The sequence below is a fragment of the Candidatus Neptunochlamydia vexilliferae genome, assembly GCF_015356785.1.
Classification (GTDB): Bacteria; Chlamydiota; Chlamydiia; order Chlamydiales; family Simkaniaceae; genus Neptunichlamydia; species Neptunichlamydia vexilliferae.
The window spans coordinates 1-15,304 of the sequence record NZ_JAAEJV010000047.1; the positions used below are offsets into that span (position 1 = coordinate 1).

Annotated in this window: 5 protein-coding genes; 1 reads left to right on the forward strand and 4 read right to left on the reverse strand. The window is 46.8% G+C overall.

The window, feature by feature from the left end:
• Window positions 1–454: 454 nt before the first annotated feature.
• A complete protein-coding gene (locus NEPTK9_RS07335; protein ID WP_194848187.1) occupies window positions 455–1,714 on the reverse strand; it encodes a beta-1,3-glucanase family protein in 1,260 nt (419 codons plus the stop codon).
• Window positions 1,715–2,142: 428 nt separating this feature from the next.
• Window positions 2,143–3,099, reverse strand: a complete 957-nt coding sequence (locus tag NEPTK9_RS07340) for an Rpn family recombination-promoting nuclease/putative transposase (RefSeq protein WP_194848188.1) — start codon at window positions 3,097–3,099, stop codon at window positions 2,143–2,145.
• A 319-nt stretch (window positions 3,100–3,418) separates the two neighbouring features.
• Here NEPTK9_RS07340 and NEPTK9_RS07345 point away from each other — a divergent pair, with 319 nt between their 5' ends.
• Entirely contained in the window at window positions 3,419–4,804 is a 1,386-nt protein-coding gene (locus NEPTK9_RS07345) for a YecA family protein (RefSeq protein WP_194848189.1), read from the forward strand.
• A gap of 261 nt (window positions 4,805–5,065) precedes the next feature.
• On the opposite strand, the gene NEPTK9_RS07350 is transcribed toward NEPTK9_RS07345, so the two are convergent.
• Together NEPTK9_RS07350 and NEPTK9_RS07355 are read right to left on the reverse strand one after the other, a co-directional pair.
• Window positions 5,066–10,108: a DUF294 nucleotidyltransferase-like domain-containing protein gene (locus tag NEPTK9_RS07350; RefSeq protein WP_194848190.1), complete on the reverse strand. Its 5,043-nt coding sequence runs from the start codon at window positions 10,106–10,108 to the stop codon at window positions 5,066–5,068.
• Window positions 10,109–10,161: 53 nt separating this feature from the next.
• On the reverse strand, window positions 10,162–15,129 hold the full coding sequence (locus NEPTK9_RS07355; protein WP_194848191.1) for a putative nucleotidyltransferase substrate binding domain-containing protein: 4,968 nt from the start codon (window positions 15,127–15,129) through the stop codon (window positions 10,162–10,164).
• Between the last annotated feature and the right edge of the window lie 175 nt (window positions 15,130–15,304).

A 15,304-nucleotide genomic window follows, 5' to 3' on the forward strand; every position in this document is an offset into this window, starting at 1 on the left:
AGAAAAGCTTGCCTATGCAGGCAATAGGTTACTTAGTTAATCCTCTCCGTACACTTACCAGGTTGGCAGGGATATGACTTAGACTTTGCAGGTGTCCTGACGCTTTATCCGATTTTCAGGTTTAAAATATCCTCGAATTGTTTTTTGGCTTGTGCTATAACTTGTTCCATAGATACTCCAGTGGTTGGTTTTTGGTAGTTGTTATTTTTTCCAAAATCGTACTTACTGGGGTATTTTTTTTCTACTTTTCCCTTCTGCCCTACCTTCCAACTGATTTACTACACACCCCCTCTTAGATAGCCTTTTTAACCAAGAAATGCTTAGACATACAATGGATTAAGAGGTTTATAATCCTGTAATGAAACCCAAAGACTATCTTAATTTCAGTAGTTCAAAATTGAGGAGTGCTGGGAAAAACTTTCCCAGCACTTCAATTTTTTTAATGAAAAAACACTTAAAAATCTAAGGAAATGGTGAATTTTGGATTACTTCCCCAGCTACCTACTTGAGTTCCATCATCATTCCCATACATATCATCATAATCATAGGCATACCCAGTGAAACCTGATTCATGCATTGCTCTATCGTAGACGTTATACATGGGAGCTCCATTTGCATTTTGAGCTTGATAAAATAAGCCTTTGTCTTTTTGAGTACCTAAAAAGTCTTTGCTAATTGGGTTTTCCCAACTGGTTACTATTGATTCTAGCTTCATCCCTGAACACATGAGTGCCGAAAGATCTCTGATCAAATCACACTGAGTTGCATCTGGATTAGTCATCCAGTCCCCAGAGCCACCAGACAACCAAGGAAAAGAATTTTCAATATTTGTCGTAATAGAAGTTACCTTTTCTCCATTTTTTTTGGTAAAATTGAAAGTTAAGAGGTCTTGAGAAACTTGGCAGCTTAACGGGATTGCAATCTTATCAACCGTTGCAATAACATATAGAGGGTGAGTCTGATAGTAAGGTAAAAAAGTATTTTTCAAATACTCTGAAAAATAGCTGTGAAAAGGGGTTCCAACTTCTTTTGCAAAGTGTTTTGGCGACATAACTCGAAAAATCTCTCCACTTGTGTTTTTCATAAACAGCTTAGCCCATGTAGAAGCAGCAGAACCACCATACTCGCCTAACTTTTTTTGAGCTTTAGTTAAAAGCACAGAAGGGTCTCCTGCATAACCTATAAGAGGCCCCTTTCCAGATGACGTATTCATTTGTACCTGAACGGATGGTGAAGAAAATGTATCAACAGCTGTTACATTGCACCATACAGAGTCTAGCGTTACTCCTTCTTGATTCTTGCTTACATTTGTTAATTCAAAAAAAGTATAAGGAGTAGTATAGTCAGAGCCTTTAGTATTTTGTGGATCAGGGTTTTGTGATTTTAGTGTTGCTCCAATTGAAACATACACACGACCTGAGTCGAGCTCAGGAATTAAAATATCAGAAGGAAGTTTTGATAGTGGAATACAAAACTTAGAAGGATCTGTTTGGTCATGATTATAGCTCGGATTTCCTGAGCTATCAAAGGTAACATAGCAAGCCTGGTAACCAGAGGTAGGATCATTACCTTGAACCCTTATGAAAACGTTCTTAGAATCTTTCCCTTTTGTGAGATTGAACATAAAAGGGATTTGACCGAGCTTTGTAGCTTTGCTGTTAGAGGGCAATCCCTGAACAGCTTGAGATGTATTCGGGGTTATTGTTGCAGACATAATTTTCTCCTAAATTAGGTTATCATTAGTCAAAATAGGAGCTTTTTTTTGGAAAAATTTTAACTATCAAAATGATAAGAACTTTGACTTAATGACAAACATTTTTTTAGCTCCTTAACAAAAAATTTATTACACATCAGTATATATTTGCAATTTTTTTTTATAATGAGGTTAGGCAGGACTATGAAATTGAAGCGTCTTACGGATTAACATGCAAATATTTTACCATTCATCTCAAGAGGGTTTCAAATGTTAATTTCCAAAAGGGTTGTTTTTATTGGCACGATTCATCTCGGCCCTAAAGGCCCAAGTATTCTTGTGTCCTGGTGGTAAAGTACAGAGAACGGAGGTCACCTATTCTCAGTGGCACCGGATGGGATGGAGCCATTGGGAGAGTGAGAGATTTTCTAGTCCCCTACCCTAAAAAACTAGCGGAGGGATTCAATCTCTTTGCTTGAAAGTCCGGTCGCTTCAGAAATCTGATTGACTGGAAGGCCCTGATTAAGCAAAGCTTGGGCGATTTCTAAAGCTTTATTGTTTTCGCCCTTTTTTTCGCCTTTTTTTTCGCCTTCCTTATGAGCTTTTCTTTCTGCAGCTTCTATAACCGCTAAGTGATCTCTTTGGTCATTAATGCTTGCTTCATAAGCTTTACGTGTTTTCGGGTCTGCAGAAAGCATCTCGAGCCGCTCTAAAGCTCTTTGGAAAATAGGATCCTTCTTTAGAAGCTCTCTTTCTTCTTCTTTAAGAAAGGGTGCATTGTTTAGAATATGGATCCATATCTCTTTATCCGTCTTGAGTTTATTAACGGGCTTTGACTTAAATTTCTTAAGATCAACGATAGTTGCTTTCCAATGATCAAAGATGTGCTCGTTAGAAGCGGAGATCTCGGGTTTAAACCGATAGGTTTCTACGACTTCATGATGATTTAAGATTCCATTCTTCTCTCCCTGGCTACGATGGAAATCTATAATTGCTAGGATGTGGACTTTTGGAAGGTCGGCCCAACCAATCATTTTCTTAGCCTTTTTGTCGTTTGAGTTCTTTGAAGAAATGGGTTGGTGGTAGTGGTACTCTATTTGCTCGGTGTAGTCTTTACCTAAGTAATAGAGAAGCCTTTTGTCAAACCCATCGTGATTATAGGTTTGCATTTCAATAATATAGCGCTCTCCTCTTCTGGTTTTAACCGATAGGTCAACAAAGGTCGAAGGCTTTCCTACTTCGACACGCATCTTTCTAGGGTCAAGGAACTCCTCAACTTCTATGCGGTCATCTCCTTCAAGACCTAAAACAGCATTGATAAAGCTTTCTAGAATCTCTTTGCTACTTTTGTCACCAAAAAAGTCCTTGAACACAACGTCAATTTTGATATCTAACAGGTCTATCATGTCTCTAACACTCCATTGTCTGCTATTTTAGCATGAAAGGAGCGGTCTGTATACCCTTTTGTTTTTGCCGGACTGTCATAGGGCAAAGGCAAAAAAGCGGATGAAGAAGAGGCTTCGTAAGAGATTTCAGGAGTGTTTACAAGGGGAAGTCTCTCCCGAATCCTTCGATCAGGTGCTTCATTCTTATCTAGTGCTGGATCCGTGAGTAATGAGCTCCAATGAGCCTGCAGTTTTGTTCATCTTTTTTTGTAGACTTGCTTGAACTTATTTGGGTATACTGGATTTATTTGAACCCAAATTTTAGGTTAAAGGATCTTTAATGGAAAAGGTAAAAAGAAATGCCCCATGCCCTTGTGGAAGTCAAAAGAAGTACAAACATTGTTGCTTATCAAAGCTGAGCTCCCTTGCTCCCATCGAATATGATGTTGAGTGGCAGAGGCTTCGCCAACTGGAGTCAAGAATCGCTGGGGATACCCTTAGATTTGCTGAAGAGGAATGGGGTTCAGAGATTCTAGACGATGGATGGGCAGCTTTTTCCCTAGAGTCGGGGCTGCAAGAGGATTCCCTAGATGGCGAACACTTCTTTCCAGAGTGGTTTGTCTTTCGGTGGATCCCCTCTGATTATTCAAACCGTTGGGCACATCTAGGACAGAATCTCACAATGGCAGAGCTTTACCTTCAGAAAAACCCTTCCAGTCAGAGAGAACGTTTTGTCTCTGCGGTTAAAAGAAGCCCTTTTAGTTTTTTTCTGATAGAAGAGGTGATCCCTTCTAGACGGTTGGTATTAAAAGACCTCATTCTCGATAGGACTGTTACGGTTAAAGAAAACTTGGGTGCCGACCCAAAGGCTGAAGGGAAGGTCATCCTTGCAAGGCCTGCCTTCTTTGGGGAGGGGCACTCTATCCAGATTGGGGTTGGTATCACTTTCCTGCCAGCTCGTTATGGTATCAACGTTTTCGATCTGAAAGAAGAAATCTTAAAGCGAGAGAAAAACCTCAATGAAGAATCTCTTATGAAGTATGATAACGATTTGAGAAGAGCCTACTTTGCATGGTCTGACTCTTTGCACCAACTCCCTAAGCTGTGCAACAATGATGGAGATCCCATTAAGCTCTGCACCCTCCGTTACCGATTAGAGTGTCCACCAAGATTGGCCTTTGACCGCCTGGCTCCCTTGTATAAACTTGAAAATCCTAAGAAGCTTTTAAAAAGAGGCAAGCTTGATGGGGATCAAGAGCTAAAGTCCATAGATTTTCCTTGGATCAAAGATCGCTCTTCAGCTACTGTTTTAGGACAGATAAAGATCGACCAGGATAGATTAACCATTGAAGTCAATTCCGTGAATCGCTCTAAGAAAATTCGAAAAGAGATTGCAGAATGCCTTCCCGAAGCGATCTTTGAGAGGTTGGAAACCCAATCGCTAGATCCAGAGATCTTAAAAGCCAAGGGGCCCGTAAAGCCCTCCCCTGAACCTTCCCCTGAAGAGAAGAAGGCGATCAAGGACTATCTCTCAAAGCACTACAAAAGTTGGCTTGATAAACCCGCTCCTTCTCTAAATGGGAAAACGCCCCGCCAAGCATCAAAAAGTAGTAAGTATCGAGAAAGGTTGGAGTTCCTTATATACGAGCTTGAGCAAAGTAGCCAGAAAAGGGATCCCCACCTCAATCCAGATGTTCAATATCTCCGCCAAGAGCTTGGTCTTTAGGTTCTCCTCTCGAAATTTATTGCTAGGTCTTCAGGGATCTTTTCAGAAACTTGCGATTTTTTTGCCTCAAAAATAGCACCTGACTATTTACATTCGGCAAAAAAATCGCAAGTTTCAAGAAAACCTCCTCTGAATTCCTTAGCCCTAAATTTCGAGAGCAGAACCTAGGGTTGGGCAAAAATAAAGGAGTATTTTTCGAAAAAAATTTCGGGCCGCCTGCGGCGGCCATCCAATGCCCCCACTCAACTACCAATGCTCCTACTACCCACTACCGTGTGGAACTTTCCTGACAACCCCTACCCCAAGGTACTCGCTCTCCCCAGCAAGGTTGGGGTTGAGAACGAGGCCGCCAGCAGAAAAACCGCCTATCGCTGGCGGATACCCATCACTTAACGTTTCCTGGCACCGGGTATAGGTATAAGGCTTATCGCTATAGAGGCGTCTTTTCGTGTGGGCATGGTTCATGAGAATCGTCACCGCTGCTTCGAGCGCTTTGGGAAGGGTGTAGGGTTTCTGGCTCTTTTGGCTGAGGGTTTTGACGAGGCTTTTTTGATCGCTATACCTTTTCTTGCGGCTATTGGGGATGATGTCGTGGCTCATCAGGATCCAGTAGGAGTCGGGCACTTCTTTGTCTCCTAGATCCTTTTTAAGGGTGGGATAGTAGTAGCGATACTTCGTGGCATGGCCGTTTCCCTTGGGCTTTTCAATGAGGGTTTGAAGGGTTTTGAGGGTGAGCGGTGTTCCATTGACCGTTTGGGGGATGAGGGTGAGGAGGTGGGTCTCCCGGAGTTTTTTGCCGCTCCAGATGGGACAAGGGCTGTTTAGGATCTCTTCGATGTTGGGGGGTAAGGGGGGAACTTGACCGACGGTTCCAAAGTAGGTTTCCCACTCTTTGGGGCCGAAGGCCATTTGGGGCACTTGAGGTGGTTTGGAAGCTGGTAAGGTCGGGCGATTTTTCTGGAGCTTTTCCCGAACCATTTTTTCGAGATCGGGATGGAAGGGGACCCCTACCGGTTCGAATGTCGTGATGGCTTTGCTTGTGAGGACTCCTTCTACGATATGTTTCATCGCATTTGGGGATATTTCGACGTGCCAGAGCTTAAGGGTGGTGATCGTGGGGCTTTTCTTGAGAAGCTCGGCGATCACTTGCCCCCCCTCAAGGGTGATGGGGCTAAAGCTAAAGTCTAGGGTGTGGAGGTTGCTTTGGCTTGCAAGTCTTTCGATCGAGCGCTTATTGTGGGCGATGCCTCGATTGAGGCAGGCGGCTTTGAGCTCTTTTTGGTTGAGGCGGAGGGTGTCGTAGAGGTTAATGCCATCGATGGCTACTTTTTTGAGGGAAGGGGTCGCGCTCCGCTTGAAGAGGGTCAAGCGGGGGGCTTTGAGGCGGAGGGTGGTGAGGGAGGAGCAGTGGGAGACGTGGAGCTTTTTAAGGCGGAGGAGGGGGATCGGCGCCGCTGGAACCTCGGATTTAAAAAAACTCCCCTCTTGTTTGGGGATCTCTATGCTTTGGAGGTGGGGGCAGTGGCTGAGGTTGAGCTCTTCGAGGTTGGGGGCTTTTTGGGCAAGCTGGTCGAAGGTGGTGAGGGCGGAGCCGCGGAGATCGAGGACTTTGAGGCGGCTATGGAGGAAGGGGGCGAGGGTAGCGCTACTGAGGGTTTTGCAGTTGAGGAGGCGGAGGGTGGTATATTTTCTGACGAGGTTGATCTTGAGGCTCGAGAGAAGGAGGGCTTCTCTTTCGGGGTCGTTTTCGAGTTTGGAGCAGTCGATTTCAAGCCCTCCGCGGATCGCGCGGATCGTTTTGAAGGTGGGATAGGCGAGGAGCTCTTTTTGGGCTGCGGCGATGGAGAGGAGCCCTTTTGAGATCTCTTGGTCGGTGACCTCTCGGCCGTGACAGGCATATTGGGCGCCGATCGAGGTGTGGGATTGGAGTAAGGGGCGCCCGACAGCTTGTTTGAGCCGCTCTTGGGGTGTTGTCTGCTTGGAGAGGTAGGCCGACTGGATGAGGGGGCCGATTTTGCTGGTGCTATGGTCTTGGGGCCGGAGGTTGATGAGGGTGGAGAGGAGGGTCTGGGCTGTGGGGTTTTTGAGTTGGGGAAGGGTTTCCTGGAGGTGGTGAAATTGGGCGCAGAGGGTGGCCATCTCCCCTTTCCGAAAGAGGAGGGTGGGGGTGAAGGTCTGCTGGGGATCTTCGGTATAGAGCTTCTTGGTTTCCGAGGGGGTGAAGAGGGAGGTGTACTCTTTTTCTTTGGCTTGGAGATCGAGGGCCCACCCCTTGAGGATAAAGTCGGGCTCTAGTTTGCAGAAGGTGTAGATGACGGTGGGGTCGAGTTTCGAGTGGGGGTTGAGGGTGAAGAGGATCGAGCAGAAGTTGATGGTGTCGTAAGGCATCGGCTTCCCGATCTCCGTTTCGGGAAGTTTCTTCAAGTAGGCGAGGGTGGCCCTTTTGAAGGCTTCTTTTGTTTTCTCCCCTTTCCGAATGGGGATAGCAAAGGAAATATCGTTGTCAACCGAGGTGATTTTTTGATCTCTATAGATGTAGTTGGGGGCTCTTCCATCTCCGGGACGGGTGAGGATCGCGAGGAGGAGGTTCCAGGTGTGGTTTTCGGGATCGAGGGGTGGGACCCCTTGTTTGAGGCGGGTATCGAGGTTTTCTCCTGGGACCGTTTGGGAGAGGAGGAGGGGGTAGGATTTGTCCCCTACGGTGAGGCGGGCGAGTTCGGTAGGTGGAGGCCCCTCCCCTGCTAGGCGGGAGGCGAGGTTATAGAGGGCATATTCCATGAGGGGATGGTGGGGCTTTTGTTTGAGATGGAGGTCGAGCTCTTGGGTTTGAAGGTGGCAGACGCCATGGGCGCTCCGGTAGTCGCTTTTGATGTTTCCCTGATTATCGAGAATTTTCGGGATGAGGATCTCTTTGAGGTAGCGGGTTCCAAGGGTGGGGGTTTGGATGGTGACGGGAGAGGGGTTTTCCTGGGTGAGGTGGCGCAAAGAGGTATGGAAGGCTTTTTCTTTGCGGAGGACCGACTGGCGGGTCCCATCCCGGTTAGGGATGGGGGATAGCTCTTCAAACAGGGCTTTTTTCCCTTTTTTGAGGAGGGTATCTAGGTAGAGTTCCCTTAAGGGCTCGAAGGTCATCCGCTCGGAAAGGGCCTGGTAATACCCTCGATGGGAGCCCCCTTTTTTCTCTAGGAGGGTGGTGATAAGGGTTTCGAGTTGCTGCTTGGCATTGAGCGGTTGGGAGAGGCTTTTCGAAAAGGGGGCATCGTGTTTTTTTATCTGTCCAAAGGCAGCGTCGAGTAAGGAGAGGTTTTGAAGGCTTTTTGCAAAGGGTGGGGCTTTTTGGGTATGGGTGTTAAAGACAAAATCGAGATGGGCGTAGAGGGGGCTTAGGATGAGAAAGTATCCCTTGGTAAGAAGCTCTTTTTCCCGAATAAGGGGAAGGGTCTCTTTTTGCTCTCCATAGCTTAGGTGGAGAGTGACCCGGAGATGGTAAAGCTTTTCGACCATTTCTTTTAAGAGGGAGTGGGTCAGCGGGTCGAAGATCTTTTTTTTATCGAGCCACTTGAGGATATCTAGGGTATTGGCTTCTGGACACCCGAAATAGAGGGCGAGATCGCCGATCAGGAGGAAGAGGGGCTGGACATAGTGCTCCTTGACGTTGATCGAGGGGAGGAGCCCTTTTTTCCAGCTTTTTGTGAAGTCTTTGAGCCGCTCTTTTAAGATCTGGGTGGCGCGCCGCTCCCCCACTGTTTGCCCCTGTTGAAGGGGGCTGTTGAGGATGGCATCGACCTCTTTTTTGTAGGCCTTAAAGAGCTCAGGGGTGCTGCTGTTTAAACTTTGGCTTCTAAGGAGGGTATGCTCCAAGCTGGCGGGGTCATAGAACCGGTCATGGCTTTTGGGCTTTTGGTAAGCGGCCATCTTTTTGGGGGTGTGGATCGTCCCGCTGGTGTAGGGATCTCCCCCACTGTCGATATGGAGTCCCGAGCGGTGTTTATTCCCTAGGGCGGTGAAAAGGGTCATGTGGCTGGCAGCGGTCTCGCCGAGTGAGGTGAGCTGCAGGTTGATCAGGAAGGCGAGGTTTTGGAAGTAGGTGCGATGGTTCTCATCTTCGATGAGAATCATCCACTCGAGATCGGAGTAGGGGCAGAGCTCTTCTCGAGCAAAGGAACCCATAGCCCGCAGGTCGTAGTGGCAGGGGGGAGCGCCGAGGATCGCAAAGGTATCTTTGAGGAAGATTTCCTCAAAGAAGGTGATGAATGCCTGTGTCCGCTTCTTCTGAAGAGCTCGAGTGGTTGGAGCTCCGAGCGATACAAATCGCTCCCGGTAGGCTTTAAGAGCGGTCCGGTACCGTTCGGTGATGTAGATGGGGTTTTGGGGAAAGGTCTCGTCGGTCAGCCCCTTGATCACCCGGTCGCTCAACGGGGCAAACCGCTCCACAGAGTCCCCTTGAACGGCATTGAGGACCTTTTGGGCCTGCGTATAGAGGGTTTTCAGATAGCCCCCTCCCCCAGGGTGGCACTGGTATTCCTTGAGCCGCTCGATCTCAACGAGGATCTTCTCAAAGGTCTTGGGGTCCCCCTTTCCCTTGCACTGCTCCAACCACTTTTTGTAGTGGTCGGTCTCGACCAGGTGCTTCTGGATAATCGGAATGAAGAGCGCGGAGGCTTTTTGATGCAAGGGCTTCAGAGCCCCCCGATCGAAGCGGGCGGCGAGATCGATCGCCTTGCTATAGTAGCGCATTGCAACAAGGGGCTGTTTAAAACCCCAGTACCTCTCAGCTGCTAGGCGGGCCAATGCCAGCTGCTCCTTCCCCTGACCGGGGCTCCGCTCCAGCAGTCGAGGGAGCCGCTCTCCCAAGAGCTTTTCAAAGTCCCCCTTAGAGAGCTTCGGGATCAGCTCAAGAATCAGAGTATAGAGGCGGCTCAGCTCCTTGGGACTATTCTCCTTCCGGACGGAAAGAAGAAGGGTATAGAGATTCTCGAGCCCCTTGTCGATCTTCCCCTCCTTTACGAGGGTTTCGGTTGCCTTCAGAAAGGGGAGGTTTAAAGCTAGATGGACCCTTCCAGCGAGCTTCTTGCTCATCTGAACATTGTTTTCCCTTAGGAAGGTCTCGATCTTCTCCTTGGCAAGGCCGGTCAGGGTTTCGTAACTGTGGCGAACCTGAGGGTTCAAAGAGCTCAAAGGACACTCCTGAGGGGTCGACGATTTGCCATAAAGAAGGGCCACGACCTTCCCTCCCCTGTCGTAAAATTCCAGGGAGTACTCCCCAAACGACTTTTTGCTGATTAACCGACTCGATACTGACATCTCTATCTCCATTTAACCAAAGTTACACTGATGGTTATTTCATATGTTTTTTTTCAATTGGACACAAATCTTCTAATAACTCCTGTACCGTATCTAACCTCAAGCCACTTCTGACGTGAAAGATCAATACCTTTATCAGAAAAGTTACCAACAGAAGCGTTCCATTCACCAATTTCCTCTTGACAACGAGTACATGTCCATGGATTATTACTATACAGCCTTTCTCCCGAGGCTATATGCTCCGTTAAGATCACTACTAATGCTTCAATCGTCTTGGGAATGTCATATAGACTCCCACTCTTTTGGCTTAAATTTTTAACCATTGCCTTGAGTACTGTGTAGGTTTTTGTTTGACTCTTTGGAATAATATCTCTACTCATAAGAACCCAGTAAGGATAAAACAGTTCTTGGTTTCCTAATTCCTTTTTTAAAATATCATTGTAGTAGTTATACTTTGCCTTATAACCACCTCCTTTTGGTCTGCTGATAAGCCGTTGAAGGGTGTTGAGAGTGAGGGGTAAACCATTGATTGTTTTAGGAACAAGTGTTAAAAGATGAGTTTCTCGAACCTTTTTTTTTCTCCATATAGGACAAGAGCTATTCAAAATTTCTTCAATATTTGGGGGCAAAGGAGGAACTTTTCCTACATCTCCGAAATACTTTTTCCATTTTTTTGGACCAAATGCCGTTTGCGGAACTGAAAAAAATACAGAAGCCAAGCTACTGCTTTTTTGGAAAGTTTTTATACTTCCTCGATTTTTCTGTAACTTTGCATAAATAACCTCTTCAATTTGTTTAGATAATTTATTTCCTAATAGCTCTAGATTAGTTATGGTATTGTTTTCTTTCAACGCTTCCACAATAGTACCAATCCCTTTTTCTGGAAGATCTGTATAGCAAAGGTATAGCTCTTTAAGGTTTGGGTAGTAAAGAATGAGGTCAACGATTACCTTTACCCCACTTATTTTGAGTGGGCAGTAGTTCATATTGATTTTTGTTTTACGTTCTTTGAGTTGACCGATAAGAGCCGAATACCCCTTTTTCCCTAATAGGGATCGATATGGAGCAAACCTTTGGTCAGTTATAGCTTTATTTATAAGGTTTAAATCAACCAAAGGAGATTTCGATAGATCAAGATGAGGAAGCGAACTAAAAAAAACACTGATCTTTAAAATTTTTAGCTTGGGATTATGGTCTGCTTTAAGGTATTTCAGAGAGTAAGACTGGATGCAAACCTCTTTTAGAGAATTGCAATGGGCAATATCAATGTTTTCAAGGAGTGGCAAGTTAAGTGAGATAAAAGTGAGTTCCTTACACTTACTAAGAGAAAGCTTTTGCAAAACCGGAGTTTTCTGATCAAGGCCTTTTAGAAGTCCAATAGAAGACCCTTTCAAATTAAGAACCTTGAGTTTGGAATGAAAAAAAAGGCTGAGATTTTTATGATTAAGTACTTCACAATTTTGCAAATGAAGATGTTTTAAGCGGTCTTTCTTGAATAGGAGTTCAAGGCTTTCAAGAAGGATTTGCTGCCTTTCAAAATCTCCTTTCATATGGGAAAAGTCTATACTAATTCCATCTTTGATACTTCCCACATTTTCATCGATAGGGTAAGCGAGGATCTCTTCCTTGGCTTTGGCTAAGGAGTAGACCTGTCCACTGACAATGGCGGAGTAGAGTGGAAAGGTGCCAAATGATTTCTGGTAGGCGCCTGCTGAGGTAAACGATTGGGTGAGGTTGGTATTAAGAGCGGTTTTAAGGCGGGCTTCAATGGGTCCGGTGGTGATGTTGTAGGCGGCTTGGATCCGGGAGCCTACCTCTCGGGTGCTGAAGTCTTTTCCTCTCAGGGTGAGGAGGTGGCTGAGGAGCTGATTTGCGGTGATTTCGGGGTTCTTACGGAGGGCCTCTTGAAGTCGGGTGAATTGAGCGCAGAGATTGACAAACTTCCCGGAGCGGATCAGGAGGCGGGGGGTGAAGACCTTTTCTTTTGTTTTGTCTTCTGTGTAGAGTCTTTGCTCCTCTTTGGGAGGGAAGAGTTTGAGGTAGGCCTGCTCTTTAGCAGTGAGATCTTTTATCCAACTCTTAAGGATGAAGTCGGGCTCTAAATTGCAAAACTCGTCGATGACTTTTGGATCGAGGGTAAATTTCGGATCGATACAGAAAAGGATCGAGGAAAAGTTGATGGTGGGGCCTAAACGGAATTTTGTGAATGCACTTCCGAGGATCGGAATGGCAAAGGACATGTCGCTGTCGATAGGGATGAGCTTCCGCTCTTTGGTGAGGATATAGTTATCGGCTCTCCCGTCTGAGGGAAGGGTGAGGATCGCAAGTAAAAGATTCCATGTCAGATGCTGTTTATCGAGATTCTCAACCTTAAAGTAGAGCTTTTTTTTGAGAACCTCATTGAAATTTGTTCCCGGAACGGTTTGTGAAATGAGGACGGGGTAGGGCTTTTGGCCGGGAAGCTTAAAGGAGACGAGTTCTGTGGGGGGTGGCCCATCTCCCGAGAGGCGGGCGGTGAGACTGTAGATAGCATATTCGAGCATCGGGTGGTGGGGCTTTTGTTTGAAGTGGAAGTCGTAACGTCCTTGTTTAAACCGGTAGACGTTATGGGCGGCCTGATACCCTTTTTTGATACTCCCCTTTTCAAAGATAGCAACCTCTTTTCTCAGATAGCACTTGCCGAAGGTGGCGCTTTTTACCTCGACGTCGGTCCGATCGGTTGTAAACACCCCTTCTAATAGGTCGCGGTGAAAGCTATCTTCTTTCAAGCGGGTCGACTGGCGGGCTCCATCACGGTTGGGGATGGAGGCCAGGGTATCGCGTAGCTTCCTCTGGTGGGCCTTGTCAAGGGTATCGATGTAGACCTTTCTAAGGGGCTCGAGTGCGGTTTTTTTAGAGAGGTGGAGGTAGTGGTTCCGGTGGGTCTTTTTGCTTAGGTTAAGCTGGATGAAGTAATTCACACACTCTCGAATCTGGGCTGTTGATTTTGCATATTGAAGTGCATGGGAGTGGAGCTGAAGACCGGAAAAGTACTTTTCAAAGGGAAAATCGGCTGCAGGATGCTCAAACCTGAGGGGCTCGGGGCTTTTGGTCTCTTTGTTTAAGTAACGCTCGATTAAGGCATAGAGGGGGTCGATCACGAGGTAGTAGGCTCGCTTGAGAGCGGCTTGCTCTTTATCTGTGAGCATCGCAAGCCCTTGAGAACTGAACGTCAGGGAGGCCTCCTCTTTTTGCTTTCCATAGTAGGCATGCAAACGGATCCGGGTTTTATGGATGGTTGTGATCGCCTCTTTTAGGAGGGTGTGGGACTCTTCAGTGAAAACTCCCCTTTGTGTGAGCCAATGGGCGATCTTGAGGGTTTCCATTTCGGGGCAGTTGAAGTAGAGGGCGAAGTCGGTGAGGAGGTGGAAGAGGGGCTGAACACATTGCTCTTTGAGATCGAGGGGGGAGCTCCACCCCTTTTTCCATATGTCTTTATAGCTACTTGTTTTGGTGGTTCCGTTGAGCCGCTTACCGATGAGTTTGAGGGCTCGGCTCTTTCGAACTTTTCTCCCCTGCTTTTCCTTATTAAGGATGTCTTGCACCTGAGTGTTGAAGGTGTGGAAGAGCTCCCCTTTTGAGGTGTCGGCTAGGGTGCCCGAGCGGATGAGGGTATTTTGGAGGCTATTGGGGGCATACATCTGATCATCTCCCCCCACTTTATTTGCCATCTCTTGGGGTTCGAGAACCAATGCTTTAATGTCTCTAGGGGTATCGAGATGGAAGCCGGAGAGGGGGGTAGGGCCGAGGGCTGTAAAGTGGGGAAATCCCTCGGTATAGGTCTCTCCAAGAGCGATTGTTTGGAGCTTAATCAGGGTCATCAGATTGGAAAAATAGGGAGCCTGACTTTTTTTCTCGATGAGGAGGAACCATTCGAGGTCGGAATAGGGGCACATCTCTTGGCGGCCGATCGACCCCATGGCGCGGAGGTCGTAGTGGCAGTTGCGAGGACGGGGGCCAAGGATGAGAAAGGACCCTTGGAGGAGGTGCTCCTTAAAGGTCTTGATAAAGTCAGGGGTGGAGTGGGGACCAAAGGTATCTCTGAGCTTAGCGAATGCTTTGTGGAGCTCTTCGGTGGGATAGTTTGGGGAAAAAGAGGGATCGTTTTCCTTCCAGTTGAGGTTTTTATTGAGGATCTGGGCACATTTATCAAAAGCTTCCCTTCGGCCAATATCGACCTGGTAGAGCTCGTTATAGACGTCATTTGCCTCGGAGTAGAGCTTCTCGATGATCAAGGGGGCAACGCCATATGTTTTGAACCGATCGATGGCGGAAAGGGCTTCCTCGAAATCGGCTGGTGCCCCCTTTGCCAATTCTAGCCTCCGTCTGAAGAGTCCTTTATGGAGAGCAAACGCGATGGGAAGCTGGGAGGCTTTTTGGTGGAGCTTGGAAGAGGATCTTTTGGGTATTTTTTGGGTGATCTGGATCGCTACACCATAGTAATACATCGCGGTGGCGTAGTGCTCCTCCTTTCCGCCAATAGAGGCAAGCTGAAGGTACTTGTCTCCACACTTTTCCGCGAGGTCTATTTGCTCTTCTCTTAGGGTAGGGGTTTTAAACAGAAGATCTTTTAGCTTAATGAGAAGGTCTCCAAATTCCTTTTCATCGACTTGATCGATGAGCTGCAAGATCTCTTTGTAGACGGTCTTAAGTTCTTCTGTTTTTTTTGTTCCCCCTATGGCTACTCCTATTTTGTTCATCAGGGGTGTTTGGGGCGCTTTAACAGAGTAAAGGGGGGAACTGGAGGAGGAACTCGCTTGGCTTTGCAATAGAACTCCATTGTCTTTGAGGAAGGTGTTAACCTTTTCCTTCGCTGCAAGGGGGAGGTTATCATAGCTCCAGCTCCTAGTGTGATCGAGGTCTAAGGGCTTTTTCTGCGGGGTTGAAGAGCCTCCATAAAGGTGGGCGACAACTTTCCCCCGCTCGCTATGAAGTTCGAGGGTGTGATTTCCAAAACGGGTTTTTTCGATCGGGTTTGCCATCTGGACCTCCTGGGCGGTAAAAATAGCCTCATTTTGTGGGAAAAAGAAATTTTTAGCAAGAGAGACAGTCGCACTCCAGCAATTCCCGGAATAAAAAATTTGAATAGCCCCCCTAACCATTTTTAAGCTACTAAAATTTCGTCCATGGAGGGACTATAAGGAAATAGCATTTCCA

Excerpts from the sequence above, each read along its gene's own strand:
- NEPTK9_RS07350 (WP_194848190.1), bottom strand. The coding sequence starts at position 10,108 with ATGTCAGTATCGAGTCGGTTAATCAGCAAAAAGTCGTTTGGGGAGTAC.
- NEPTK9_RS07340 (WP_194848188.1), bottom strand. The coding sequence starts at position 3,099 with ATGATAGACCTGTTAGATATCAAAATTGACGTTGTGTTCAAGGACTTT.
- NEPTK9_RS07355 (WP_194848191.1), bottom strand. The coding sequence starts at position 15,129 with ATGGCAAACCCGATCGAAAAAACCCGTTTTGGAAATCACACCCTCGAA.
- NEPTK9_RS07345 (WP_194848189.1), top strand. The coding sequence starts at position 3,419 with ATGGAAAAGGTAAAAAGAAATGCCCCATGCCCTTGTGGAAGTCAAAAG.
- NEPTK9_RS07335 (WP_194848187.1), bottom strand. The coding sequence starts at position 1,714 with ATGTCTGCAACAATAACCCCGAATACATCTCAAGCTGTTCAGGGATTG.